Origin of the sequence: Streptomyces sp. A0642, from assembly GCF_004795105.1 — a bacterium.
GTDB lineage: Bacteria > Actinomycetota > Actinomycetes > Streptomycetales > Streptomycetaceae > Streptomyces.
Genome location: NZ_SSBL01000006.1, coordinates 118392 through 142706 on the forward strand (window position 1 = coordinate 118392; position 24315 = coordinate 142706).

23 protein-coding genes are annotated in these 24315 nt (G+C 71.5%); 10 read left to right on the forward strand and 13 right to left on the reverse strand.

All coding sequences use genetic code 11. The features are described 5' to 3' along the window. Nucleotides 1-72: 72 nt before the first annotated feature. On the reverse strand, nt 73-450 hold the full coding sequence (locus E6R60_RS14165) for a MerR family transcriptional regulator (RefSeq protein WP_136326903.1): 378 nt from the start codon (nt 448-450) through the stop codon (nt 73-75). A 52-nt stretch (nt 451-502) separates the two neighbouring features. Between E6R60_RS14165 and E6R60_RS14170 the strand changes: the two genes are divergently transcribed. After that, nucleotides 503-1618 carry an alkene reductase gene (locus tag E6R60_RS14170; protein WP_136326904.1) on the forward strand — a complete coding sequence of 372 codons (1116 nt, stop codon included), beginning with the start codon at nt 503-505 and terminating at the stop codon, nt 1616-1618. A 65-nt stretch (nt 1619-1683) separates the two neighbouring features. Here E6R60_RS14170 and E6R60_RS14175 read toward each other — a convergent pair whose 3' ends face one another. Next, nucleotides 1684-2583 (reverse strand): LysR family transcriptional regulator, encoded by a 900-nt coding sequence (locus E6R60_RS14175; protein ID WP_136326905.1) that lies wholly within the window; start codon nt 2581-2583, stop codon nt 1684-1686. Between the two features lie 248 nt (nt 2584-2831). Here E6R60_RS14175 and E6R60_RS14180 point away from each other — a divergent pair, with 248 nt between their 5' ends. Together E6R60_RS14180 and E6R60_RS14185 are read left to right on the forward strand one after the other, a co-directional pair. Further along, entirely contained in the window at nt 2832-3932 is a 1101-nt protein-coding gene (locus tag E6R60_RS14180) for a M20 family metallopeptidase (protein ID WP_136327105.1), read from the forward strand. A gap of 83 nt (nt 3933-4015) precedes the next feature. After that, a complete protein-coding gene (locus E6R60_RS14185; RefSeq protein WP_240802547.1) occupies nt 4016-4507 on the forward strand; it encodes a hypothetical protein in 492 nt (163 codons plus the stop codon). A gap of 4 nt (nt 4508-4511) precedes the next feature. Here E6R60_RS14185 and E6R60_RS14190 read toward each other — a convergent pair whose 3' ends face one another. Next, a complete protein-coding gene (locus E6R60_RS14190; protein WP_136326906.1) occupies nt 4512-5210 on the reverse strand; it encodes a DUF2470 domain-containing protein in 699 nt (232 codons plus the stop codon). Between the two features lie 213 nt (nt 5211-5423). On the opposite strand from E6R60_RS14190, the gene E6R60_RS14195 reads away from it, so the two are divergent. Together E6R60_RS14195 and E6R60_RS14200 are read left to right on the forward strand one after the other, a co-directional pair. Continuing rightward, complete coding sequence (locus tag E6R60_RS14195) at nt 5424-5834, forward strand: SRPBCC family protein (RefSeq protein ID WP_136326907.1); 411 nt, start codon at nt 5424-5426, stop codon at nt 5832-5834. Nucleotides 5835-6420: 586 nt separating this feature from the next. Then, nucleotides 6421-7986 (forward strand): right-handed parallel beta-helix repeat-containing protein, encoded by a 1566-nt coding sequence (locus E6R60_RS14200; protein ID WP_136326908.1) that lies wholly within the window; start codon nt 6421-6423, stop codon nt 7984-7986. A 144-nt stretch (nt 7987-8130) separates the two neighbouring features. On the opposite strand, the gene helR is transcribed toward E6R60_RS14200, so the two are convergent. From helR to ligD, 5 genes are all read right to left on the reverse strand, one after another. Then, entirely contained in the window at nt 8131-10290 is a 2160-nt protein-coding gene (helR, locus tag E6R60_RS14205; protein ID WP_136326909.1) for an RNA polymerase recycling motor ATPase HelR, read from the reverse strand. Between the two features lie 307 nt (nt 10291-10597). Then, nucleotides 10598-11053 carry a pyridoxamine 5'-phosphate oxidase family protein gene (locus tag E6R60_RS14210; RefSeq protein ID WP_136326910.1) on the reverse strand — a complete coding sequence of 152 codons (456 nt, stop codon included), beginning with the start codon at nt 11051-11053 and terminating at the stop codon, nt 10598-10600. Between the two features lie 85 nt (nt 11054-11138). Next, nucleotides 11139-11651 carry an AraC family transcriptional regulator gene (locus E6R60_RS14215; RefSeq protein ID WP_136326911.1) on the reverse strand — a complete coding sequence of 171 codons (513 nt, stop codon included), beginning with the start codon at nt 11649-11651 and terminating at the stop codon, nt 11139-11141. A 124-nt stretch (nt 11652-11775) separates the two neighbouring features. Further along, nucleotides 11776-12186, reverse strand: coding sequence for a VOC family protein (locus E6R60_RS14220; protein ID WP_136326912.1), 411 nt, complete (start codon nt 12184-12186; stop codon nt 11776-11778). A 124-nt stretch (nt 12187-12310) separates the two neighbouring features. Then, complete coding sequence (gene ligD / locus E6R60_RS14225) at nt 12311-13279, reverse strand: non-homologous end-joining DNA ligase (RefSeq protein WP_136326913.1); 969 nt, start codon at nt 13277-13279, stop codon at nt 12311-12313. A gap of 209 nt (nt 13280-13488) precedes the next feature. Between ligD and E6R60_RS14230 the strand changes: the two genes are divergently transcribed. Further along, nucleotides 13489-15510 (forward strand): prolyl oligopeptidase family serine peptidase, encoded by a 2022-nt coding sequence (locus E6R60_RS14230; protein ID WP_136326914.1) that lies wholly within the window; start codon nt 13489-13491, stop codon nt 15508-15510. A 486-nt stretch (nt 15511-15996) separates the two neighbouring features. On the opposite strand, the gene E6R60_RS14240 is transcribed toward E6R60_RS14230, so the two are convergent. Next, the gene (locus E6R60_RS14240; protein ID WP_136326915.1) at nt 15997-16674 is read right to left on the reverse strand and encodes a winged helix-turn-helix domain-containing protein; all 678 of its coding nucleotides are present in this window, start codon (nt 16672-16674) and stop codon (nt 15997-15999) included. A gap of 65 nt (nt 16675-16739) precedes the next feature. Here E6R60_RS14240 and E6R60_RS14245 point away from each other — a divergent pair, with 65 nt between their 5' ends. The 3 genes from E6R60_RS14245 (at nt 16740) to E6R60_RS14255 (ending at nt 20116) form a co-directional block, all read left to right on the forward strand. Then, nucleotides 16740-18257 (forward strand): isocitrate lyase/phosphoenolpyruvate mutase family protein, encoded by a 1518-nt coding sequence (locus tag E6R60_RS14245; RefSeq protein ID WP_136326916.1) that lies wholly within the window; start codon nt 16740-16742, stop codon nt 18255-18257. 184 nt (nt 18258-18441) lie between these two features. Continuing rightward, nucleotides 18442-19539 carry a serine hydrolase domain-containing protein gene (locus E6R60_RS14250; protein ID WP_136327107.1) on the forward strand — a complete coding sequence of 366 codons (1098 nt, stop codon included), beginning with the start codon at nt 18442-18444 and terminating at the stop codon, nt 19537-19539. A gap of 127 nt (nt 19540-19666) precedes the next feature. After that, on the forward strand, nt 19667-20116 hold the full coding sequence (locus E6R60_RS14255) for a spore-associated protein (RefSeq protein WP_136326917.1): 450 nt from the start codon (nt 19667-19669) through the stop codon (nt 20114-20116). 129 nt (nt 20117-20245) lie between these two features. Here E6R60_RS14255 and E6R60_RS14260 read toward each other — a convergent pair whose 3' ends face one another. From E6R60_RS14260 to E6R60_RS14270, 3 genes are all read right to left on the reverse strand, one after another. Further along, nucleotides 20246-21136, reverse strand: a complete 891-nt coding sequence (locus E6R60_RS14260) for an LLM class F420-dependent oxidoreductase (protein WP_136326918.1) — start codon at nt 21134-21136, stop codon at nt 20246-20248. 150 nt (nt 21137-21286) lie between these two features. Next, complete coding sequence (locus E6R60_RS14265; protein WP_136326919.1) at nt 21287-21457, reverse strand: hydrophobic protein; 171 nt, start codon at nt 21455-21457, stop codon at nt 21287-21289. Nucleotides 21458-21673: 216 nt separating this feature from the next. Beyond that, nucleotides 21674-22162 carry a flavin reductase family protein gene (locus E6R60_RS14270; protein ID WP_136326920.1) on the reverse strand — a complete coding sequence of 163 codons (489 nt, stop codon included), beginning with the start codon at nt 22160-22162 and terminating at the stop codon, nt 21674-21676. Nucleotides 22163-22543: 381 nt separating this feature from the next. Between E6R60_RS14270 and E6R60_RS14275 the strand changes: the two genes are divergently transcribed. Further along, nucleotides 22544-22747, forward strand: a complete 204-nt coding sequence (locus tag E6R60_RS14275) for a cold-shock protein (protein ID WP_136326921.1) — start codon at nt 22544-22546, stop codon at nt 22745-22747. A 128-nt stretch (nt 22748-22875) separates the two neighbouring features. Here E6R60_RS14275 and E6R60_RS14280 read toward each other — a convergent pair whose 3' ends face one another. Further along, nucleotides 22876-24045, reverse strand: a complete 1170-nt coding sequence (locus E6R60_RS14280; protein ID WP_136327108.1) for an aromatic acid exporter family protein — start codon at nt 24043-24045, stop codon at nt 22876-22878. Nucleotides 24046-24315 lie beyond the last annotated feature (270 nt).

The window sequence follows — 24315 nt, forward strand, 5'->3', positions numbered from 1 at the left end:
CGGAGACGGCTGCCGGAAGGGCCGGGCTGCCTCGGCGGACGTACCGGACGGCCTGCGGGTTCGGCGCGGTCCCTACGCCCGCTCGGCGGAGGTGCGGCCCGCCGCTGTGTCGATGACCTCGTCCAGGACCTCGCGCGAGCGGAGCAGGTCGCTGATCATGCGGTCGATCCGGTTCCGCTCGGTGGTGAGCTCGGAAACCAGTTCGGGCGTGGCGCGCAGGGACGGACCGCCGTCCTCGTCACGCATGCAGGGCAGGATCCTAGCGATCTTCGAACTGTGCAGGCCGGCCGCGTAGAGCTCCTGGATGCGGATGACCCGGTCGACGGCCCTCTCGGGGTAGTCGCGGTGACCGCCCGGGGTCCGGTCGGCCTCCAGCAGCCCCTGTTCCTCGTAGTAGCGCAGCGAACGCTCCCCGACACCGGTGCGAGCCGCCAGTTCTCCGATGCGCATGGTCCCCCCAGGGCTTGAATCTCACATCAATGTCAGGTTTTACGTTACCGGCATGACGCACACACAGCAGGCACCCGCCGCAACCGGTCTCTTCGAATCCGCCCGCCTCGGCCGTCTGGCACTGGCCAACCGGCTGGTCATGGCTCCGCTGACACGTAACCGCGCCTCGGCCGACGGCGTTCCCGGCGAGCTGATGGCCACGCACTACGCCCAACGCGCCTCGGCAGGTCTGATCATCGCCGAGGCGACCACACCGAACGCCGTCGGCCAGACCTACCCTCACATCCCGGGCATCCACAACCGCGCGCAGATCGCGGGATGGCGTCGGGTCACCGACGCGGTGCGGGCGGCTTCCGGCCAAAGCCACATGTTCCTCCAGTTGCAGCACGGCGGCAGGGTCGGCCACCCCGACACCAGCGGCCACATCCCGGTCGCACCGTCCATCGTGCGCTTCCCGGAGGAGCTCCAGACGCCGAAGGGGCTCCGGAGCGCCGTCGCGCCGCGCGAGATGTCGGAGCGGGACATCCGCTCCACCGTCGCCGATTTCGCCGCCGCAGCCCGCAACGCCGTCGCGGCAGGCTTCGACGGCGTGGAGGTGCACTCCGCCAACGGCCATCTGCTGCACCAGTTCCTGGCAGGGAACACCAACCGCCGCACCGACGACTGGGGCGGCCCGGCAGCGAACCGGATCCGGTTCACCGTCGAGGTGGTGCGCGCCGTCGCCGACGCCATCGGCCCGGACCGGGTCGGCGTACGCGTCTCCCCCGGACAGCGCGTCAACGGCATCGAAGAGGGCGACACCGAGGACATCTACGCGGCGCTCGTGCCCGCCCTCGCGCGCCTCGCCCCCGTCTATCTGCATCTGGTCCACGCCGACCCGGACCAGCCCCTGTTCTCCCGGATCCGCAAGGCCTGGCCGGGCACGCTGATCGCCAACCCGGTCCTGTCGCGTGAGGAGGCAGCGGCGGACGGCGGCCTGAGGCGCGGGGAGCGCCTGCTGGCCGAGGGCGCCGAACTGATCGCCCTGGGCCGGGGGTTCCTCGCCAACCCCGATTTCGTGGAGAGGCTGCGCAGGGGCGCACCGCTCAACGAGATCCGGCCGGAGTTCCTGATGCACGTACACGGAGAGGAGGGGTACAACGACTACCCCGTGCTGCCGCGGCTCTGAACGCGGCCACAGAGATCCTCGGCGGACGGGAGGGCGCCACCCCCGGCCCCTCCGCCCCCCGCAGTTCAGGCGGGTGGCCGCGGCCCGGCCTCCCCGCGCAGCAGGCCGAGCAGTTCCAGGGCGGCCGGGAGCGGTGTGGCGGGCAGCGCGACGTGCACGGTCCGGCGCAGAGCCGGGTCGGTGAGGGAGCGCAGGACGAGTGTGCCGGGGACCGCCCGGGCGGCGAGCGAGGGGACGAGCGCCACACCGAGCCCCGCGGCGACGTAGCCGAACTTGCCCGTCCATTCCGCGATGCGCACGACCTTCCTGGGGCTGAAGCCCGCCCGGGCGCACGCGTCCGCGAGCATGGTCGGACGGTCGCCGTACGCACTCTGGAGCCAGGCCTCGTCCCGTAGGTCCCGCAGATCGAGCGCACCGGCTCCGGCCAGCCGGTGCTCCCGGGGAAGGGCGACGCGCAACTCGTCCTCGCACAGCACCGTCGTGGTGACCCCTTCGGTCCGTGGCAGACCGGACGGGTAGTCGCTGACGACGGCCAGATCGAGCGCACCGTTCACGAGCTGCTGCATGAGCACTCCGGTCGCACCTTCGGAAGCCACGACCTCGACCCCGGGCCTGGTGTCGCGGAGCGCCCGCAAGGCGCCGGGCACCAGGGAGATGTTGGCGGTGGCGAAAGCCCCGACGTGCAACAGCCCGCCCTGCCCGGCATGGAGGACGGCCAGCTCCCGCTCCGCCCGCGCCAGCCGGTCCAGTACCTCGATCGCATGCCGGTGCAGCGAGCGGCCGGCGGGGTTGAGCCGTACCCCTCTGGCCAGCCGGTCGAACAGCGGGCCGCCCGCCTGCTGTTCCAGCGTCGCGATCCGCCGGGACACCGCGGACTGCGTGTAGTTGAGCCGGACTGCCGCCTGCGTGAACGAACCGCAGTCCGCCACCGCCACGAGCAGCCGCAGCGCATCGTTCTCGAACACCCGCTCACCACCTTCCGGTCGGGGGCCGTCCCCGCCCGCCATTCTTGCCCACCCATTCCTGGAGCGCATGGCTTGCATGCAATGCAGTCGCTGGTGGAATGCCCGGCCCCCTCCTAACGTCGGTCACACGGTGGGGCGGACGAGCAGCGGATGCCTCAAGTAGCCGAAGGAGAAGGCGTGTTCACGCAAGAGCTAGCGATGACGGGGCCTGTCCGGTGACGGGCGAGGGGGCGCTGTCCCTTCCGGTGATGCTGACCGATCTGGAGGAACTCGTGCGGTGCGAGTCCTTCTCGGCCGACCTGGCCGCGGTGGCCCGGAGCGCCGAGGTGGTCGCCGCCCTCGGGGAGAGGCTGCTGGGGGTCGCACCGCAACGGATCGTGGTCGGTGGAGTGAGCCATCTGCGGTGGTCCTTCGGCGTCCCGAGGGTCCTGCTGGTCGGGCATCACGACACGGTGTGGCCCATGGGCTCGATCCGGGACCGCCCCTGGTCGGTGGCAGACGGGAGAGCGCGCGGGCCCGGGGTTCTGGACATGAAGGCGGGGCTGGTGCAGATGTTCCACGCGCTGGCGTCGCTGCCCTCGCCCGAGGGGGTGTGTGTGATCGTCAACGGGGACGAGGAGGTCGGCTCCCCGACCTCCCGGCAGCTGATCGAGCAGTCGGCGGGCGGCTGCGCGGCCGCGTTCGTGCTGGAGGCGTCGGCCGACGAGGGCGGCGCGCTGAAGACCGCCCGCAAGGGCACGTCGCGCTACGAGATCGTGGTGCACGGCAAGGCCGCGCACGCGGGTCAGGAGCCCGGGAAAGGGGTCAACGCCACGGTCGAGGCAGCGCACCAGGTGCTGTCCGCCGCCGGCCTCGGCATCTCGGCAGCCGGGTCCGAGGACGGCAACCCCCTGGGGGCGGCGACCGTCACACCGACCCTCCTGTCGTCGGGAACCGCCCGCAACACCGTGCCCGCGCTGGCGCGGCTGTCGCTCGACGTACGGGTGCCCAGCGCGGCCGCGCAGGAGACGATCGATGTGCTGGTACGGGGGATGACGCCCCGGACGCCCGGCGCGCGACTGGAAGTGAGGGGCGGGGGACAGCGGCCGCCCATGGGGCCGGAATCCTCCGCCGCCCTGTTCGCGCTGGCATCGCGGATCGCCGCCGAACTGGGGCAGGAACCACTGAGGGGTGTGCCCGTCGGAGGCGCCTCCGACGCCAACTACACGGCGGCGATGGGCTGTCCGACGCTGGACGGTCTCGGGGCCGTGGGAGGCGGGGCCCACGCGGACTCCGAATACGTCGACGTCGCCCGGATGGTTCCCCGCGCCCGGCTGCTCGCCGGGCTCGTCGCCCGGGCGGGCCGTTGACGTGCCCGTCCTCATCGGCCGTACAGAGCACGACATCCTCGACCACGGCCCTTCTCAGGGAGACGATTCGAATGAGACCTGATGTGAAAGACAGGTTCGGTCTGGGCGCGGCGTGCGGTGACTACGCCGTCGCCGGGGTGGCAGGCGGGCTCGCCCAGATGGCACGGCGGACGCTGACCCTGTTGGGCCTGGTGCTGCTCGTCCTCCTGGTCGTCAAGCGGCCTCCGGCGGCGTCTGCCAAGGGCGCCCTCATCGTGGGGATCGCGCTCGCCGTATGGGGACTCACCCGTGCCTGGCGGGTCGTTTCGGCCAGGTTCGGGCTCCGCAGGTGCTATCTGTTCGTGGGCGGCGTGGTGGTCACCGATCTGTTCGGCCGACCGCGTGGAGTGGTGGCCTGGAGCGAAGTGACGTCGCTGAACGTGCTGGTCTCGGGCTCGCTCCTCCTCGCCTTCCACCGGTTCGAGGTGCGGCGGCGCGGGGCACGGCGACCCCTGGCCTTCCTGGCCCTGGGGATGCGGCCGGCCCTGGCGGAACCGTTGATGGCGCGGGCGGCGGCCAACGGCGTGGGGCGCTGACCCGTCAGACGAACAGCCGGCTGGGATGGGAAGCCCGACGGGCGGCCGTCAGCAGGGCGTGGATCCGGGGTGCGGCCTGGCTCATCTCCGTCAGCGGCGTCGCGAACGGCAGCCGCACGTCGCGCCGCGTGCGGGCGTACTCGAGGCGCAGGGTGACGCCGTACCGGTCGAGCGCCACGGGGAGGGCGCGCAGCAGGGTCCTGTCCGGCGCGGGGCGGACGAGGCGCAGCAGCAAGGGCACGAGTTCCGCGTGACTGTCCATGAGGTGGGTCAGCATGTCCGCCTCGTGGGGGGCGAGGGGATCGGGGCAGGCCGTCTGGAGCGCGGACAGCGGGACGAACGTGCGGGCGCCGCCGTCGTCGAGGACCGCCTGGCCGAACTCCATGCAGATGCTGCCCGTGGCCTGCGGGTCGTACGGGGCGGCCAACAGGCCGGTCATCGTGACGCGGGCGCGCAGCCGGTCGCGTACGGGCGTGGGCGCCACATCGGTGAACTCCAGCCGGACCGGGACGGGCGCGGCCGGGCCGGTCCCGGAGGGTTCGTGGAGGTGCACGTGGCCCATGGCGCCCGTGCCGTCGAGGCGGTGGACCTCGACGGGGCCGAGGCCGTCACTCACCACCGTCATCGAATGAGCCGCGGTGAGGACCGACCGCATGCGTTCGGCGGGAGCCGGCTGCGAGCCACGGGCACTGAAAGGACGCATGCGAGGTCTCCTGAGGGGAGGGCGACGAGATTCCGTCGACGCTAACTTAGGCATGCCTAACCTAACGTACGATGGCGGGAGGTTGGAACGGGGCACGGTGCATGGCCGCTACGGGCCGGGGGCGACGTGCGGTCGGGTGCGGCGCCCTGGCGGCCCGTTCCCCGTCGGCCGCGCTCAGGGATGCGGCGCCGGGCAGCCGTTATCGTCACCGCCATGAACGACACCGGAACAGAATCGCGTCATATCGGCATCCGCATCGCAGCCCCGGCCGCGGCTGTCTACGCCTATGCCTCCGATCCCGGGAATCTGCCGGCGTGGGCGCAAGGGCTGGGCGGCTCCATCGAGGAGATCGACGGCCAATGGGTCGCGGAGTCCTCTCCCATGGGGCGGGTCGTCGTCGCCTTCACGCCCCGGAACGAGCTGGGCGTCCTCGATCACGATGTCACGCTGCCCTCCGGGGAAACCGTCTACAACCCGGTGCGGGTGATCGCCGACGGCTCCGCGTGCGAGGTGGTGTTCACCCTGCGACGGGGGCCCGGCGTCGGTGACGCGGACTTCCAGCGGGACGCCGACATGGTCGCCGCGGACCTGGTGCGGCTCAAGGAGCTCACGGAGGCCGTCTGACCCGGTCCGCTGATGGCGGGCACGCAGTGCACGCGAAAGGCCCGGGGCGCCTGGAAGGGGCGCCTCGCGGCCATGGCGCCGGGGGCGGGGCTCGCCCTCCGGTCGGGGTGCAGGAGTGGCGGGATAAAGAATGCGCTTGCTCCGCACCCTCGTCATGCGCGCAGCCCGGGCGACGCACCCTCCGGGGATCCCCGTCGAGGGCTCGAATCACGCCCGAAGTCCGGAGAATGCGGGGCAGTTGACGCAAGAGATGTGGCGTTGCCCACTCCCCGTGCGTCCAGAGTCTTGCCAGCCTCGCGGGCGCCGCCCTATTCTCACGGACCAGAAAGCGCTTTCCATGAAAGTGAGTCCCGTCCGCTCCGGTGGCAGTGCATTGAGGGCAACCGCCGCGACATCGCGAGCGAGCCGCCACCGATTCGTTTCCAGGCCGCAACGGCGCGGCCGTCGATCGCCCCGAAGAAGTGCACCCGCAACCACGCTGAGCAGGGTCTGCCCGGAGAGGAACGGCGGCCGAAACAGGCTGTCGGGATGACATGGGCATGCCATTTCGCGTCCGGCCTACGAAGACGTACAGGGAGAAACCAGCATGAAAAGACCAGTTTCCATGCGACTCTACGCGGCGCTGACCACGGCCGCTCTCGCCGCCGCGACCGGTGTCGTCGTGTCGATGCCGTCGGCGTCGGCCGCGACCGGCGGCGTCACCGGTTATGCGACCCAGAACGGCGGGACCACCGGCGGGGCCGGCGGGCAGACGGTCCGGGCCACCACGGGCACCGCGATCCACCAGGCCCTGTGCAGCCGGGCCAGCAGCAGCACCCCGATCACCATCGAGGTCGAGGGGACCATCAACCACGCCAACACCGCCAAGGTGTCCGGCGACAGCTGCAACACGGCAGCCGGTGTGATCGAGCTCAAGCAGATCAGCAACGTCACCCTCGTGGGTGTCGGCAGTGGAGCCGTCTTCGATCAACTGGGCATCCACATACGCCAGTCCAGCAACATCATCATCCAGAACGTGACCGTCCGGAACGTCAAGAAGTCGGGATCGCCCACGTCCAACGGCGGTGACGCCATCGGCATGGAGAGCGACGTCCGCAACGTCTGGGTCGACCACGCCAGCCTGGAGGCGTCGGGAGGGGAGGCGGAAGGGTTCGACGGCCTCTTCGACATGAAGGACAACACGCAGTACGTCACGCTGTCCTACAGCACGCTGCGCAACTCCGGCCGCGGCGGTCTGATCGGGTCCAGTGAGACCGAACTCTCCAACGGCTTCGTGACGTTCCACCACAACCTGTACGAGAACCTGGACTCCCGCACCCCGCTGCTGCGCGGGGGAACCGCCCACATCTACAACAACTACTACGTGAAGCTCAACGAGTCAGGGATCAACTCCCGGGCCGGCGCCCACGCGAAGGTGGACAACAACTACTTCAAGGACTCCAAGGACGTCCTGGGCACGTTCTACACCGACGCCGCCGGATACTGGCAGGTCAGCGGCAACACGTTCGACAACGTGACGTGGTCCGCGCACGGCAGTGAGTACAACCCGGCCGGGCCCGACCCGAAGTCCAACACCACGGTCAGCATCCCCTACGCCTACAGCCTCGACGCGGCGGCGTGCGTGCCCGGCATCGTGGCGCAGACGGCAGGCGCCAACAAGGGGCTGAAGGTGTCGGACGGCAACTGCTCGACGCAGACGCAGACGCCGACCCCGACCCCGACCCCGGACCCGACCGACCCGACGCCCGACCCGACCGACCCCACCCCGGACCCGACGGGCCCCACCGGCACCAACCTCAGCATCGGCGCCGGCTCCGACGGATCGAGCAAGGCCGACGGGACGAGCTACGGCAACGTGCGGGACGGTGACCTGAGCACCTACTGGTCTCCCGCCGGAGCCACCGGCTCGGTCTCCGTCAAATGGGGCTCCGCGACCACCGTCTCCTCGGTCAACATCCGGGAGGCGTCCGGTTCCGCGGGCAGCATCCAGTCCTGGAAGGTGCTCAACGGCGACACCGGTGCCGTGCTGAGTTCCGGCACCGGCGCGGGTGCCATCAGGATCCCGCAGACCTCGTTGCGCAAGATCACCTTCCAGATCACCGGCTCGACCGGCACCCCGAAGATCGCCGAATTCGAGACGTACGCGGGGTGAGGGGGTAAAGCCCCTCCGGCGGATCCCGTACGCCGGCGGGACTCGCGGAGCGCCCCTGCGGACGGCCCGCTCGCCGGGCTGCCGGCATGACCGCCGCGATGGCGGCCATGCCGGCTCGACGGCGGCCGGGCATCCTCGTCCCCGTCAGCGGCTCGTGAGGATGACGAGCCGCTGGGTCGCACGGGTCATCGCGACATAGCGGTCGACCGCTCCTTCGACACCCGTGCCGAACTGCTCCGGGTCGATGAGGACGACGAGATCGAACTCGAGCCCCTTCGACAGTTCCGGAGTCAGTGACCGGACCCGGGGCGTCGCGCGGAAGGCGGGATCGCCGATGACGCAGGCGATTCCGTCGCCATGCGCGGTGAGCCAGGTGTCCAGGACCGTGTGGAGCCGGGCGGCATTCCCGTACTCCACGGGAACTCCGCTGCTGCGGATGGAGACCGGCACGTTGGCGTCGGGGAGCGCGGCCCGGATGACCGGCTCGGCCTCCTTCATGACCTCCTCCGGCGTCCGGTAGTTGATGCTCAGAGAGGTCTGGCTGATCCGGTCGAAGCCGACCCGCTCCAGCCGCTCCTGCCAGGACTCCGTGAATCCGTGCCTGGCCTGGGCGCGGTCCCCGACGATGGTGAAGCTCCGGGACGGGCAGCGCAGCAGCAGCATCTGCCATTCCGCATCGGTCAGTTCCTGCGCCTCGTCCACGACGATGTGCGCGAACGGCCCGGCGAGCGGATCCGGCTCGCCTCCGGGCAGCGCCGACCCGTCGGCCAGGGTGTCCTTCAGGTCCTGACCGCGCAGCATCGTGACCGCCCCTTCGCCGTCGGCGTCGGCCTCCAGCAGGGCGTCGATGACGTGGGCCATGTGTGCGCGCTCGGACGAGAGGGTCGCGCTGTGCCGGCGCCGGCGCAGCGACGCCTCCGGGTCGCCGAGCCGCTGGCGTGCCGCGTCCAGGAAGGGCAGATCGGACACCGTCCAGGCCCGGGCGTCCGCGCGCTGCAGCCGCGACACGTCGTCGCGGCCCAGCCAGGGAGCGCAGACGCGCAGATAGGCGGGTACCGACCACAGGTCCCCGACGAGGTCGGCCGCTTCGATCAGTGGCCACGCACGGTCGAAGGCCGTGAGCAACTCGCGGTTACCCGACAGGGACTTGTGGAGCAGGTCGTCCGGCACGTCGCCGTCGTGCCGGTCCACCAGGATCGTGACCAGCTCCTCCAGGACCTGGTCGCGCGCCTCGTTGTGCGGAACGCCGGGCGCCGCTTCGAACGCCACGGCCCAGTCGTCGGCGCCCAGCCGGATGTCGGACCACGGGGTCGTGACCGTCATCCCCTGGGCGGGAGGTTCCTCGTAGAACCCGACGGCCGCGTCGATGGCCTTCACCAGCTCCGCCGACGCCTTCAGCCGGGCCACGTCCGCATCCGTTTCCACGGCTGCTCCGGCTCCCTCGGCGACGAGGTCGCGCAGGGTGCAGGTCTGCACGCCCTCCTCCCCGAGGCTCGGCAGGACGTCGGCGACGTACCCCAGGTAGGGCTCGTGCGGACCGACGAACAGCACGCCACCGCGGTGGTGGCCGAGGCGGGGGTCGGAGTAGAGCAGATACGCGGAACGGTGCAGCGCGACGACGGTCTTTCCGGTGCCGGGGCCACCGTCGACGACGAGCGCACCACGGGACCCCGCGCGGATGACGGCGTCCTGGTCGGCCTGGATGGTGCCGAGCACGTCGCGCATCCGTGCCGACCTGTTCGCACCCAGGGTGGCGATGAAGGCGGACTGGTCGTCCAGCGCCGCATGACCGGCACCCCCCTCCGGGGTGAACACCTCGTCCCAGAAGTCACTGACCCGGCCCCCGGTCCAGCGGTACCTGCGGCGGCTCGCCAGACCCATCGGATCGGCATGGGTGGCGCCGAAGAACGGCTCGGCCGCGGGGGAGCGCCAGTCGAGCAGCAGCCGACGGCCCGTGCTGTCCGTGAGGCCGAGCCTCCCGACGTACACGGGCTCCGCGTCTCCGGCGCCGGCCATGTGGCCGAGACACAGATCCAGGCCGAACCGGCGCAGCGTGCGCAGCCGCGCGGTCAGCCGGTGGATCTCGATGTCCCGGTCCATCGCCTGACGGCCCATCCCGCCGGGCGACCTGCGCGCGGCGTCGAGGCGCGCGGACAACTCGGTGACCGACTGATCGAGGCACGCGGCGATGGCCGCGAAATGCCTCTCGTCGCCGGCGATGAGATCAGGGGCGGCCTTGGAGGCGAGACGGTCGGGAAGGCCGAACGCGCTGGTGGCCGGAAGGCCGCTGCTCAGAGGGCTCACGTCAGCGGCTCCGGTCCGCGCTCGCGCATGCGGCCGGTGCGCACGCGCGCACCTCGGCATGCGGTGCCGCAGGCTGAGCCCCACCCTCCGGCCGCCGTTGCCGCACCACCCGTGAACCGGCGAAAACATACGCACTTCGTGAATCTCCCATGTCCGCGGTTTCTGGCATCGGTGGGTGATTCTGCGGCAGGACGGGGGCCTTGCCGCAAGCCCCCCACTGCGCTATAAGTTGAGAGTGGCGAGAGGTGGGCACTCCCTCTTGCCCTTCCTCAGCGGTTCCGGCGGTCGCCTCCTTCCGTTCGCGCCGTCAGCCGAGCCAGTCGCCGTCGCGCATCAGGTCGCGCCCCCGCAGCTCATTCGCCTCACGCCAGGCCTGGATCCGTTGGGGCCGAATCCGGAAGTACTGGTACCTCTCGGCGGACTCCTGCGGGTCGAAGCCGGTCCGGGCCGCGAACGCGTCGGCCGTCCCGGGTGCGAGCCCCGCGACGTCCACCGGCTCGGCGGTCCCGTCGACGATCACCACGTCGCGGGTCGGCCCCAGGCTGAGCCGCACGCGGGCGTCCGCCAGCAGGTTGCGGCCGGTGGCGGAGGCGCGCGGTGTCGACACGAGGAACACGTCTCCGTCCCAGAGATACGACAGCGGGACGAGGTGGACGCCGCCCGGGGAACCCGATGTGGCGACCCAGAGATCGATCTCGCTCTCCAGCCGTGCGCGGGTGTCCCGCAGCCTCTCCTCAAGCGCACGCGGTGGCGCTCCCGTCATGATGCCTCCAGTCACTCGGCGCGGAGCCTCCCCCCGGGGGAGGCTCCGCGGTGATGTGCGCGGGCCGGCGGCTCACCGGTGGGAGTCACGACGTCCGGCCCGCTTTCACGAGGGGATGTCCGTATCGCGCCGACTCCCCTCGGACGCAGGCGGGTTCCGGCTCGACGGCCGACGCGTGCCGCCGCCCCGCCTGTTCAGGCACCCACGGCGTCATCACGGCGCCGCCGCCCGCCGCACGGCGCCGGTAGAGGTGAGGCGCTACGCCGGCGAACTCGGTGAAGTGCGTACGGAAGATGCCCGGCGAGAGACAGCCGACCGCACGACGCGCCTCCGCGACACCGAGGTCACCGTGGAGCAGCAGGACGGCCGCGCGTTCGACGCGACGGGCCATCAGATACGCGTACGGAGACGTGCCGTAGGCCAGCCGGAACTGCCTGCTGAGAAGCCCGGCCGGCACGTTCACGTCGCGGGCGAGTGTTTCGACGTTCAGTGGCTGCGCGTACTCGCGGTCGATCCGGTCGCGTACGCGACGCAGTCGTGCGAAGTCGCTCAGGCGCTGCGCCGCGATGCGGGCGCGCCCCCACGCGGGGCGACACATGTGAGCTCCCATTCGTCGGTGGCCGTGCGCACAGGGAGCGCGGCGGCACGGGCTCCCGGCCGCCGGACTCCTTACGGGTGGTCGCCGTGCCGGCCTCCGCGGCCGGGTCGATGACCGAGACGGTTCAGCGAAGCTCCTGGATGCGGACCAGGTTGCCCGCCGGATCGCGGAAGGCGCAGTCGCGGATGCCGTACGGCTGCTCGGTCGGCTCCTGGACGACCTCGGTGTCGCTCGACTGCACCTTCTCGAACGTGGCGTCGAGGTCCGGGGTGGCCAGGAGGATCCATCCGTATGTGCCCTTGGCCATCATTTCGGTGATGGTGCGGCGCTCGTCCTCGGTGATCCCCGGGTCGATGGCCGGCGGCGCCAGCAGGAGGGAGGTGCTGGGCTGTCCGACGGGGCCGACCGTGATCCAGCGCATCTTGCCCTGACCGACATCGCTGCGGACCTCGAAGCCGAGGACGTCGCGGTAGAAGGCCACGGACGCGTCCGGGTCGTCGTGCGGAAGGAAGCTGGTGTGAATGCTGATGTCCATGACGATCAGGCTAGAGCCGCTTCCGCGGGCCGCGCTTCTCGATTCCTGATCGATGCGGCCGCTTCCTCCGTCAGTTCGTCGGCCGCCGGAGAAGCCGCCCGGGCCAGGGAGCCGCGAAGGCCTGTCAGTCCAGCCGGGTCAGGTCCGGTCGCAGTCGTTGCCAGACCGGATGGCGCAGCCGGCCGGTCCTGGTCCACTCCGACGCCGTGACCTCCGCGACCAGTCGCGGTTCCACCCAATGGGCGCCGGCCACGTCGACAGGATCGGTGAACGGGGACGTCGACCGTGCGAGGACCGTGAAGTACGCCGTGAGTTCGCTCTGTTCGCGCTCGGACAGCCCGGATCCGACCGACCCCGCGTACCGCAGCCCCGACGGCCCGGTGACGCCTACGAGTACCGCCCCCGGCACACCCGCGGCGGCGCCTCGCCGCTGGGTCCAGCCGCCGATGATCACGTCCAGGGTCTCCACCCGCTTGGTCTTGCGCCAGTGAGCCGATCGGGTGCCGGGTGCGTACGGGGAGGAGAGCCGTTTGGCCACCACGCCCTCCAGGCCTCCGCGCATCACCGCCTCCCACACCTGCGTACTGCGCCCGTGTACGTAGGAGGGCGCCGACCAGTGCGCCCCGCTCGGCCCCAGGGCGGAAAGGGTCTCGCGACGCTCCCCGTACGGGGCGTCGAGCAGCAGGAGGCCGTCGACGTACATGACGTCGAAGATCATCAGGTGGACGGGGCAGTCCAGCGCCAGGCGTCCGGCGCGTCGCGCGTTGACCACGCCCATCCGGCTCTGGAGCCGGCCGAAGTCGGACCGTCCGGAAGCGTCGAGGACCACCAGTTCGCCGTCCAGGACCACGCCGCGCCCGCGCAGTTCGCCGCCCAGCGCCTGCAGCTCCGGATACGTCACCGTGATGTCGTTGCCGTTCCGGGAGGTCAGCCTCACCGATCCGTCGCCCGTCGTGCTCAGGACGCAGCGGACACCGTCCCACTTGGTCTCGAACGCCCAGTCCGAGTCGGGCACGGGAAGCGGACCCGGCACGGCCATCATCGGTGCGATCGACGGCGGCGACCAGAGGGTGCCGGGAGGAGGCGGAGCCATACCGTCGATGATCGAACGTCCGGCGCGACCGCGCGATCCATCTGCGGCGGCATCCCTTCCCGGTCGGGCGGCGGCGCCGTGCCCGGAGCGCGGATCTCGGGCGTCCGCATCGAGAACTACAGGCCATCGGGGCATGCCGGCCGGGCCTCCAGGGGGCCCGGGTGGCCGATACGCACCCACCGCGCCCGCCCGGCCTGCACAATGCGGTGATGATCAGCGAAGACCCGTACCTGTGGCTGGAAGAAGTCGAAGGCGAGGCCGCCCTCGCCTGGGTGGCCGAGCGGAACGCCGAGACGCAGGCCGCTCTGGCGTCCGGCCCCGGGTTCGCGGCACTGAAGGAGCGCCTGCGGGAGGCGCTGGACGCGCCGGACCGGATTCCCTATGTCGCGCGTCACGGAGCGTTCCTCTACAACTTCTGGCGCGACGCCGGGCATGCGCGCGGTGTGTGGCGGCGCACGACACTGGAGCAGTACCGCACGGACGCTCCCCGGTGGGAGATCCTCCTCGACGTCGACGCGCTCGCCGCCGCGGAGGACACGCAGTGGATGTGGGCCGGTGCGCGGATCCGCCACCCCGAGTGCGACCGGGCCCTGGTCCGCCTCTCACGCGACGGCGGTGACGCCGTGGTGGTCCGCGAGTTCGACCTCGCCACGCGGGCCTTCGTCGAGGGCGGGTTCCAGGTGGCGGAGGCGAAGACGGACATCGAGTGGATCGACGCCGACACCGTCTTCGTGGGCACGGACTTCGGCCCGGGCACCCTCACCGCATCCGGCTATCCGCGTACGGTACGCAGCTGGCGCCGGGGCACGCCCCTGGCGGCGGCAGCCCTGGTCTTCGAGGGCGAGACCGACGACGTGGCAGCCGGAGGCCGTCACGACTCCACACCCGGTTTCGAGCGGGACTTCGTCGAGCGGTCGGTGGACTTCCACCACAGCGAGCTGTACCTCGTCACCGGCGAGGGCTCACTCGTCAGGATCGAGGTTCCGGCCGACTCCTCCGCGTACGCCCATCGCGAGCATCTGATCGTCCTCCTGAAGTCCGACTGGCTCGGACACCGGGCGGGCTCGCTGCTGGCTTTCGGCTTCGACTCCTTCCTGGCCGGCGACCGGACCGCGGAGGCGCTGTTCACGCCGGACGCCCGGACCGCCCTGGCCGGCCACGCCTGGACCCGCCACCATCTGATCCTGGAGATCCTGCACGACGTCAGCACCCGCATCGAGGTGCTCACCCCCGCCCCCGGGGCCGGGTGGGCCCGATCGTCACTCGCGGACGTCCCGGCGCTGTCCGCCGTCACCGTCCTGGACACGGACCCGGACGTCTCCGACGAGTTCTTCCTGGACGTGTCGGGGTTCCTGCAGCCTTCGACGCTCTGTCATGGGACGATCGGCGGCCCCACGCAGATCCTCAAGCAGGCCCCGGCCCGCTTCGACGCGGCCGGTCTGGCCGTGGAGCAGTTCTTCGCGCTCTCCCCGGACGGCACGCGGGTGCCGTACTTCGTGATCGGCCCCGACCGCGCCGCCGCAGGCCCCGGTCCCGCCCTGCTCTACGGCTACGGAGGCTTCGAGGTCTCGCTCACCCCCTCCTACGGCGCGGTGCCGGGGCGGGCCTGGCTGGAGCGCGGCGGGACCTACGTGGTCGCGAACATCCGGGGCGGCGGGGAGTACGGACCCGGTTGGCACCGGGCCGCACTCGGCGCGGACCGGGTACGGGCCTTCGAGGACTTCGCGGCCGTCGCACGCGACCTCGTCGCGCGGAATGTCACCACCCCGGCCATGCTGGGCGCGACGGGAGGCAGCAACGGCGGACTGCTCATGGGCGCGATGGCCACCCGCTACCCGGAGCTGTTCGGTGCGATCGTCGCGCAGGTCCCGCTGCTCGACATGCTCCGCTTCCACCAGCTCCTCGCCGGTGCGTCCTGGATCGCGGAGTACGGCGACCCGGACGACCCGGAGGATCGCGTGCACCTGCGTGAGCTGTCCCCGTACCACCGGATCGCCGCGGACCGGGTCTGTCCGCCGCTGCTCCTCATGACCTCCACCCGTGACGACCGCGTCCACCCCGGCCACGCCCGCAAGGCGGCGGCACGGCTGCGCGAACTCGGTCACCGTGTCCTGTTCCACGAGAACACGGGGGGAGGCCATGCGGGCGGGGACAACGAGCAGTACGCCCACAACAACGCACTGAAGCACGCCTTCCTGTGGCGCCACCTCTCACCCACGGCCGTCGAGTGAAACGCCCTTGGGGCACAGGGGTACAGCGGCACAGGGTTGACGCCGAGCCGGTGACCAATCTCCAAGCCCGACGCCCGCCCCGGCGTCGATACCGCCCGCGCCGCTGACCTGCTGTACGGGCTGCTCAGCCCGGAGCCGTACCTGATCCTCGTCCGCGACCGGGGCTGGTCCCCGGAAGCTTGGGAGGAGTGGGCCTGCGCGGCTCTCACTGCCCAGCTCTGCATGGATCAGGAGTAGGTCCACGCCCCTTCGGCGACAAGCCGCACCAAGTCCGCAGGCGGCTGAAGCCGGGGACGCCGACTCCGCCGCGCCGTGGCCATCGTCGTCAAGCCCAACGGCGTCCGGGTCGCGCAATGGCCGGGGTGGGGGCAGTGAGGTCGTAGCGGCCGAGCAGGTTCAGGTGGCGGTGCTTGAGCGGGGAGAGCCGGGGGAATGTTCTCGGACCGGCGGACCGGCGGCGGGCGGGGGCGGGCGGACCGGCACCGCTCAGCCGACCTCCGCGCCCAGCAGGTCCCGGAACGCCCCGGCCCCCGCCGGAGTCACCTTCACCGCACGTCCGGAGCCGATCCGCCGTACCCACTGCCGCTCCAGCGACGTGGCGCACAGGGCCGCTCCCATGGCTCCGGCCAGGTGGGAACGGCGCTCCGTCCAGTCCAGACAGCTCCGCACCAGAGGGCGGCGCGTACCCGCCGCGTGCCGGTAGCCCAGGGCTTCGGCCAGCCAGTCCCGGCCCGCCGGGGTGACGGTGAGCCCGGCGTCGTCGGAGACGAGGCCCCGGGAGACCATGGCGTCGGCCAGGGCCACACCCAGCTCACCGGCCAGGTGGTCGTAGCAGGTCCGGGCTCTCGCCTCAGCGCCCGCCTGGCCGGACTGGCGCAGATTCCGTGGGCGCGGGGAGGCGGGGGCGTACGAGGCGACGGCCTCGATCAGGGACGCCGCCTCCTGGCCCGCCAGTCGCACATAGCGGTGCCGGCCCTGCCGCTCCTCGGCCAGCAAGCCGCCCTCCACGAGACGGGAGAGCTGCTCGCTCGCCGTGGAAGCGCTGACCCCGGCACTCCGGGCGAGCTCGCCCGCGGTCCAGGCACGGCCGTCGAGCAGGGCCAGGCAGAAGGCGGCCCGGGTGCGGTCGGCGAGCAGAGAGGCGGTGTCGGAGATCGAGGACATGCAGCCATGATGCCGCGCGGACGGTTCGGGGTGCACCGAACCGTCCCGGCCCTACCGTCGGCTCCATGACGCACATGGCACACGAGTTCGATCGCTTCGAGGACGTGCGGGCGGCCCTCGCTGACCCGGCGCTCGTCCCCGGACTTCCGGTCGCGGCCGAGCCGGCCCGCCTGCGGACCGCATCCCTGCGGGAGGCGGCCGCCGTGGCGCCCGGGGGAGAGGCACGGGCGAGGGCGGTACGGACTCCGCCCGAGACCCTGGGGATGCAGCATTCCGCAGGCGTGGCGGAGGCGGGGACCGTGGTGGCCGAGGCCGGCTTCCGTGGCGAGGACCCGGCTGCCGGCGAGGCAGTGGCCCGGTCTGTGCGCCGACGGGCCGCCCCTGCTCGGGAGGAACCGGGGCCGGCGTCGGAGGCGGGCTGTCGGGAATCCGGGCCGGCCGGGGAGGCGGCTCTTCGCACCTCCGCGCGGGTGTCGGAGGAGGCCGCTCCGGCGGCCGCAGCCGGCCGCATCGGTCTGCTCGGCCGGGCGTCCGAGACGGAGGCCGTGCGCGTCGGACCGGCATCTGCCGGCGATCGGGATCGGCCTCCGGCAGGGGTCATGTGTCGTGTCGCGGTCCGGCCCACCCGGGTGGCGGGACGCGAAATCGCCGAAGGGGACGTCGTGCTCCTCAGCCTGGCGCCCGCCGACCTCGTGGACCCGGTGCCTCTCACCCTCGGCACCCGGCCCGTTCTGTGCGCGGGCCGGGCCCACGCTCTCGCGCCCGCCGGCGGACTGCCCCGGCACCACCCGCCCACCCCGTTCGCCCGCTTGCACCGCCGGGGCGCCCCCCTGCTGCTGCCCAACGCCTGGGACTACGCCTCCGCTGCCGCACTGGCCGCCGAAGGTTTCGCCGCCGTCGGCACCACCAGCCTGGGTGTCGCCGCTGCCGCCGGTCTGCCGGACGGGGCGGCCGCGACGGCTGCGGCGACCCTGGCACTGGCCCGCCGCCTGGGCAAGGGCCGCTTCCTGTTCACCGTCGATGCCGAAGGCGGGTTCAGCGACGATGCGGCGAAAGTGGCCGAGCTGGCGCGGGCCTTGTACGCGGCGGGTGCGGCCGGCATCAACCTCGAGGACGGCCGCCCGGACGGAGCACTCGCGCCGATGGAACTGCACGCGGCGAAGATCGCCGCCGTCAAACGCGCGGTTCCCGCACTGTTCGTCAACGCCCGCACCGACACCCACTGGGAAGCGGCCCGCCATGAGAACGAGACCGCGACACGCCTCGCCCTGTACGAACAGTCCGGGGCGGACGGGGTCTTCGTGCCGGGGCTGTCGGATCCCGACGCGATCGCCGCGCTGACCTCGACGGTCCTCGTGCCGCTGAACATCCTGTACTCACCGGCCGGGCCCACCCTTCCCGAACTGGCCGCGCTGGGCGTGGGCAGGGTCAGCCTCGGCTCGCTGCTCTACCGCACGGCGCTGGCCGCGGCGGTGGCCGCGGCGACCGGCCTCCGGGACGGACGGCCGGCGGAACTCGCTGCCCCGTCCTACGCCGAGGTCCAGGCACTGGCGCCTGCGGAGGGGCCCCACGACGCCGCGTGACCGGTCTCAAGACCGCCGCTCTCGGCCGGATGGAGCAGAGCCGCGAGCGGCGTGCGGAGCGCGGGGCGAAGCTGGCGTTCCACCGAGCCCACGTCCCAGGAGAACTCCCGTGCCGCTTCCCGGCTCCGCGCAGCTCCGCCTGCCCCTCGCCGCCCTGCTTGCCGCCGCCTGCACGGCCGGGCTGATGCTTTCCCCGGCCGACGCCGCCGAGGCCCCCGCCGACCACGACCGCGCACTGCGCGGGCAGTTGCGGGAACTGACCGAGGCCCCCGGCGGCCCGCCGGGAGTGATCGCCGTCCTCACACGCGGGACCCGCACCGAGATCTTCCGGGCCGGCGTCGCCGAGACGGGCACCGACCGTCCGATCGAGGCGACCGACCACATGCGCATCGCCAGCACGGCCAAGGCGTACAGCGGCGCGGTCTCCCTCCAGCTCGTCGACCGGGGGAAGCTGCGCCTGAACGACACCATCGGCCGGGTGCTTCCCCGACTGCCCCGCGCCTGGCACCAGGTCACGCTGCGGCAGCTCCTGAACCACACCAGCGGGCTGCCTGACTACAGCGAGGCCCCGGAGTTCCTCTCCCTGCTGACCGCGGACCCCCGCCGCCACTTCGACTCGCGCCGGCTGCTGGACTTCGTCGCCGCCGAGCCGCTGAACTTCCGTCCGGGGGCCCGTTACGCCTACTCCAACTCCGACAACATCGCCGTGGCGCTGATGGCCGAGGCGGTCACGGGACGCCGCTACGAGGATCTGCTCGCCCGGCTCGTCTACCGCCCGCTCGGTCTGCGCGGAACCAGCCTGCCGCAGGGGTACCGGATGCCCCCTCCGTACATGCACGGCTACGACGTCTCCCCGCCGGCCCCGCCCGAGGACGTCAGCGAGGTGCTGAGCGCTTCGGGCGTCTGGGCGTCGGGCGGCATCATCTCGACACCGAAGGACATGACGGCTTTCGTCCGCGCCTACGCGGGCGGGAAACTGATCTCCGACCGGACCCGCCGCCGGCAACTGGCCTGGGTGAACGGTGCGTCGGAACCCGCGGGGCCGGGGGAGAACAAGGCCGGTCTGGCGATCTTCAGGTACACCACCCGCTGCGGTGTGGTGTACGGCCACACGGGCAACTTCCCCGGCTACACGCAATTGATCGCCGCCACCCCGGACGGCAAGCGGTCGCTGACCTTCTCCCTCACGACTCAGGTCAACAAGACGAACAAGCCCGGACTGCTCGCGCGGCTGCGGACCGTGGAGGAGAACTTCGTCTGCGCGCTGCTGCGCAAGCCGTGACCCGGGCGGCGTGAGAAGCCCAGCCCCCTGCGGCGAAATCCACGGGTGTGTCCGGCACAACCATCTCAGTCACCCATGGGTCACACCAAGTAGGAGCAAACCGCTCCTGGAGTCGCAAGGGGGATAAATGAGAAACATGCGTAAAGCCGGGATCATCGGGGCGTTGGGCGTACTGGTGGCGGGGGCCACGGTCGTGGGCGGCACGGCAGCCTCCGCCGCCCCCAACGTCACACCGCAGGGGGTCTGCGGAAGTGCCTACCGGACGGTGAACTCCGCGCCCATCGGCTCACTGGGCACCGTCTACCTGACGTACAACTCCTCGAACGGGAAGAACTGCGTCGCCACCATCCGTACGAACCCGGGTACGGCGAAGGACATGTCCGTGTACGTCTACGTGCCCGACACCGACCAGTGGGCGGGCGACTCCGGGAACTACACGTCGTACGCCGGACCGGCCTACGCCTACGGCAAGGCCCACTGCGTGAGCTGGGGCGGCAACATCGCCAACGTGTACGTGTCCGTGGACAACTCCAACTGCGCCGCGCGGACCGAACACCGGGTCACCGAGATCCGCTGATCCGCGCGGGGCGCACCGAGCCGTCCCACCGGGCGCACCCCGGCCGCCGCCTCGCACCTCAGGTCCACCGAGGGGCGAGGCGGCAGGACGGCGCCCGGGGGCGGATGCTTCTACCCGCGCGACATGCCGCTAGAGGTCGTCACCGAAGGCCTCGGCGAGGGCGCGCCACTCGGCTCGCGGGAGCCCGCCGCCGCCCTCGTCGGACGTGAGTACCTGGAGAGCGACGTGATCGGCGCCCGCGTCCAGGTACTGCCGTGTCCGCGCCTTCACCTGCTCGGCGTCGCCCAGGGCGAAGAGTGCGTCAAGGAGGCGGATGCTTCCGCCGTCCGCGAAGTCGCTCTCCGCGAACCCCAGACGCAGCAGGTTGTCGGTGTAGTTCGGCAGCTGCAGATACATCGCGAGCATGTTCCGCGCCGTGGTGCGGGCCCGGTCGAGGTCCGTGTCGAGTACGACGGAGAGCTCGGGGGCGAGCAGGGCGCCCGGCCCCAGGGCTTCGCGGGCTTCCGCCGTGTGCTCCGCGGTGACGAGATAGGGGTGCGCGCCGCGTGCCCGGTCCTTCGAGAGCTTCAGCATCTTCGGGCCGAGCGCCGCCAGGACACGATGCCCGGAATCCACCGGCGGGGAGGCGGAGTCCAGCGCGTCGAGGTAAGCGACCATGGCGCTGTACGGCTTCGAGTACTGCGGCACCATCGGGCCGTGGCTGACACCCAGTCCGAGGACGAGCCGCCCGCGGGCGCTCGCGTCGAGCGTCGCGATGCGGGCCGCTACGTCCGTTGCGGAGTGGTCCCAGATGCTGAGGATGCCGGTGGCCACGGTGACCGAGCGGGTGGCGGCGACGACCGCGGCGGCGTCCTCGGGCGAGGGACTGCCTCCGATCCACAGCGTTCCGTATCCCAGCTCCTCGAGCTCGGCGACCGCCTCGGTGATGGCGGCCTTTCCCGTGTCGTCGGCGCGCGATCGGTGCAGGGCGCTGCTCCAGATGCCGATCTGCCCGAACGTCTCACGTGTTTCAGAAGTCATACCGTGATCAACGGCGAGGCCCGCGCACTATTCCCTCGCGGTGAGCGGTTACGCCGTCCGGGGGCATTCCCGTCTCCGTAGCAGCGAGGCGGGGTGGGGTACGGCGCATCGCCGTACCCCACCCAGCCCCGTCCGCGGATGCGGTCACTCCTACCAGCGATACCAGCGTCCTCGCTTGCCGCCCCCGGCTGCCGGGCGGATCACGAAGCCGAGGGGCCGTACGACCAGCACGATGACGGCGATCCACCACAGGGCCTTCAGCGCGAATCCGGCCCCGGAGAGAGGCAGTGCGAGCAGAAGAACCAGAATGACGGGAACCATGGGTATCAACCTCCGGGACCTCCGGTGCCCCGGCATCAGGGCTCCCTTCCTGCCGGGTTCCGGGACCGGGGTGCGGGTCTGCCGGCCGTCGCCGTGGCGGCCCGGGCCGCGACCGGAGCGCTCGGGGAGGGAGGGCGTCAGGCTCTCCGCCGTCGGCCGGGCGGTCCAGGCCGCAGACGTATCCGAGGGAGTCCCGTTTCTTCTGCACCGCCCCCCTCAGTCCGCCGGATGCCCCGGCGTGATGTCGAGGCCGTCGGTCAGGAACAGGAGAGGCGACCCGTCGCCTCCGGGGTGCTCGGCGGCCTCCGGGACGAGCAGGAATCCCACATGGTCGCCGCCGTCGACACGGCTCTCGACGCGGCCGACGAACCAGGCCGGCGCCTCGTCGAGGACCGGTGCCCCACCCGGGCCGGGATGCCAGGCGGCCTCGGCGAACTTGTCGGTCCTGTCACCGGTCTCACCGCCGAAGAGCCGCGCCAGACGCTCCTGGTCACGGCCCAGCAGGTGCACCGCGAGGCGATCGGCGCGGGCCGCGATGCGATAGGTCCGGTTGGCCTTCGACAGCCAGACCATGAACCGGGCGGGACGGATCGAGCACTGGGAACCGAAACCGACCAGGCAGCCGCCCCGCTCACCGGCCGCCTCGGCGGTCACGACATACAGCGGGTAATCGAGGGCGTCGGTGAAGGGATCCAAAACAGTCACAATTCCGGTCTCCTGTGCGCGGGATGGGGGATGCGGGAGTCTCGGTCGAGAGGTCGGGGGGCCTGCTGCTCCAGCACCGGGACGGCGCTGTGACCAGTCCGGTTGCACCCTCGGTGCCCGGTGCTGTCCGTCCTCTCTCACTCGGGGGGACGTATGCCGTGGAGGGGAGCGGTCCGGACATTGGCCCGGTGCTCCGAAGACGGACCGTCCGCAACACTCCGTCAACCTCTGGTGGCAGCGGGCTTCGACATGTAGCGTCTTTTCCAGATGCCGGGGCTCTCCCACCGCCCGCGTTCCGTCGCGGGCGCCATGCTGTGCGGGAGCCGGGGCATCTGGGGGTCCGTGTGGTGCGGAACCTGGAAACGACTGAGGAGTACCGGCATGGCCAGCGGAACCGTCAAGTGGTTCAACGCCGAAAAGGGTTTCGGCTTCATTCAGCAGGACGGCGGCGGGCCGGACGTCTTCGCACACTACTCGAACATCAACGCCACCGGCTTCCGTGAGCTCCAGGAGGGCCAGGCGGTGACCTTCGACATCACCCAGGGCCAGAAGGGCCCGCAGGCGGAGAACATCACGTCTGCCTGATCCACGGATCACGTCCGCCTGATCCAAGGGCGACCCGGGCCGTCGGAGCAAGCTCCGGCGGCCCGCGGGCTTTCCGGTCCCCGGCCGAACGTGGACGCTCGCCGTGACCGGCCTGCCCGCGGTGCCGTTCAGCAGATCGCTCCCAGCACGTCGCTGGTGTGCTGGAGCTCCTCCATGAGACGGGTCGACTCGACGACGAGGACTCCGTACGGGTGAGTCGGATCGGTGAGCGGCAGACGGGACCGGCCCGCCTGCCCGGCCACGGCGCTGCAGCACTCCTGAGCCTCCCTGGTCAGCCGGCCGATCTGCCGGGTCTGGTCCTCCAGGACGTCCTCGTCCAGTTCGCCGAGCACCTCGGCGATCCTGCTCACGCTCTCCAAAAAGTCGGCGTAGCTGCGGAAGAACGCGGCATCGTCGTGCCCGCCGTCGTCTCTCCGCCACTGGTCGAGACTGCGGGTCAGCGACCCGACCTGGTACAGGGAGCGTACGAGCGCCTCCAGCACCGCGCCGTACCCCTCGAAGGAGGGCCGCCTTCCGGGAGACCGGCGGAGCAGGAGCCGGGGATTGTAGTAGAGGCTTTCCTGCGCGGTGCGGAACCCGTCTCTCGCCTGAGCGATCAGCCTGCCGGTGTTCTCGGCCCTGCTGCGCCATTCGCTGGTGTGCTCCTCGTCCGCCTTGTCCTCGCGCAGCACCGGGTATATGTCGCTCACCAGCCCGCCCAGGGCGGTGGACAGCGTGCGCAGGGCGTACTCGGCGCTGCGGTAGCGCATCGGCGGGGCCACGGTGAGGTTGACGGCGACGCCGATGCCGCAGCCGATGACGACCAGCAGGACGATCTCGGCGAGCTGAGCGGTCTTCTCGTGGGCGGAGGGGGCGAGGGAGTAGACGGAGAAGGCGAAGAAGGAGGCCGTCGCGACCTGCGACCCCTGCGAGCCGAGCTTCGGCCATCGTCCGATGGCCAGGGCGATGACCGTGACGACGACGAAACTCAGCAGGTCGGAGCCGACCATGGAACCGATGACCGCCACCATGACCACGCCGACCGCCACCGCCGCCAGGTAGCGCAGTGACTGCAGCAGGGACTGGTACACCGTCACCTGCATGATCAGCACCGCGGAGAACGGGGCGAAGGCGGGTGACGGCGCGTCGAGGAGGTAGAAGGAGACGAGCCACGCCAGAGTCGCGGCCAGCGTCCTCTTGACGATCAACAGCACCGTCTGACGCTCGGAGCCGGGTACCTCCCGGGCCCGGTGCCACCAACGTCCGATCCGGCCCGACGCCGTACCGGCCGTGCCCATACTCACCGCCCTTCTTCGGCCCTGCCGACCTCACATGGGGCCCGCTCGGGTCGCCGCCCGCTGGAGCCCCCTGCTGCCGTACGTCCTCTTCCCCGAAGAGGCGAGCCGTAACGAAGCACAGTCGCGTTGCGTGACAGCAGCCCCTCTGCCCGCGGGTCCTGCTCTCCGCCCGCCGTTCGGATGGTGATGCGGGCGGTCGGGGGTGTCCGTCCGACGGGTGCGCGCCGGAGGGCAGGGTGTTCTCATGGAGACCGGCTGCAAACGCGCCTC

What these genes read in the sequence shown, in the direction of transcription:
- E6R60_RS14230 (WP_136326914.1), top strand. Translation starts at nt 13,489, where the DNA reads ATGATCAGCGAAGACCCGTACCTGTGGCTGGAAGAAGTCGAAGGCGAG.
- E6R60_RS14165 (WP_136326903.1), bottom strand. Translation starts at nt 450, where the DNA reads ATGCGCATCGGAGAACTGGCGGCTCGCACCGGTGTCGGGGAGCGTTCG.
- E6R60_RS14280 (WP_136327108.1), bottom strand. Translation starts at nt 24,045, where the DNA reads ATGGGCACGGCCGGTACGGCGTCGGGCCGGATCGGACGTTGGTGGCAC.
- E6R60_RS14215 (WP_136326911.1), bottom strand. Translation starts at nt 11,651, where the DNA reads ATGTGTCGCCCCGCGTGGGGGCGCGCCCGCATCGCGGCGCAGCGCCTG.
- E6R60_RS14260 (WP_136326918.1), bottom strand. Translation starts at nt 21,136, where the DNA reads ATGACTTCTGAAACACGTGAGACGTTCGGGCAGATCGGCATCTGGAGC.
- E6R60_RS14170 (WP_136326904.1), top strand. Translation starts at nt 503, where the DNA reads ATGACGCACACACAGCAGGCACCCGCCGCAACCGGTCTCTTCGAATCC.
- E6R60_RS14255 (WP_136326917.1), top strand. Translation starts at nt 19,667, where the DNA reads ATGAGAAACATGCGTAAAGCCGGGATCATCGGGGCGTTGGGCGTACTG.
- E6R60_RS14250 (WP_136327107.1), top strand. Translation starts at nt 18,442, where the DNA reads ATGCTTTCCCCGGCCGACGCCGCCGAGGCCCCCGCCGACCACGACCGC.
- E6R60_RS14275 (WP_136326921.1), top strand. Translation starts at nt 22,544, where the DNA reads ATGGCCAGCGGAACCGTCAAGTGGTTCAACGCCGAAAAGGGTTTCGGC.
- E6R60_RS14245 (WP_136326916.1), top strand. Translation starts at nt 16,740, where the DNA reads ATGACGCACATGGCACACGAGTTCGATCGCTTCGAGGACGTGCGGGCG.
- E6R60_RS14180 (WP_136327105.1), top strand. Translation starts at nt 2,832, where the DNA reads ATGCTGACCGATCTGGAGGAACTCGTGCGGTGCGAGTCCTTCTCGGCC.
- E6R60_RS14210 (WP_136326910.1), bottom strand. Translation starts at nt 11,053, where the DNA reads ATGACGGGAGCGCCACCGCGTGCGCTTGAGGAGAGGCTGCGGGACACC.
- E6R60_RS14220 (WP_136326912.1), bottom strand. Translation starts at nt 12,186, where the DNA reads ATGGACATCAGCATTCACACCAGCTTCCTTCCGCACGACGACCCGGAC.
- E6R60_RS14265 (WP_136326919.1), bottom strand. Translation starts at nt 21,457, where the DNA reads ATGGTTCCCGTCATTCTGGTTCTTCTGCTCGCACTGCCTCTCTCCGGG.
- ligD (WP_136326913.1), bottom strand. Translation starts at nt 13,279, where the DNA reads ATGGCTCCGCCTCCTCCCGGCACCCTCTGGTCGCCGCCGTCGATCGCA.
- E6R60_RS14200 (WP_136326908.1), top strand. Translation starts at nt 6,421, where the DNA reads ATGAAAAGACCAGTTTCCATGCGACTCTACGCGGCGCTGACCACGGCC.
- E6R60_RS14190 (WP_136326906.1), bottom strand. Translation starts at nt 5,210, where the DNA reads ATGCGTCCTTTCAGTGCCCGTGGCTCGCAGCCGGCTCCCGCCGAACGC.
- E6R60_RS14195 (WP_136326907.1), top strand. Translation starts at nt 5,424, where the DNA reads ATGAACGACACCGGAACAGAATCGCGTCATATCGGCATCCGCATCGCA.
- E6R60_RS14240 (WP_136326915.1), bottom strand. Translation starts at nt 16,674, where the DNA reads ATGTCCTCGATCTCCGACACCGCCTCTCTGCTCGCCGACCGCACCCGG.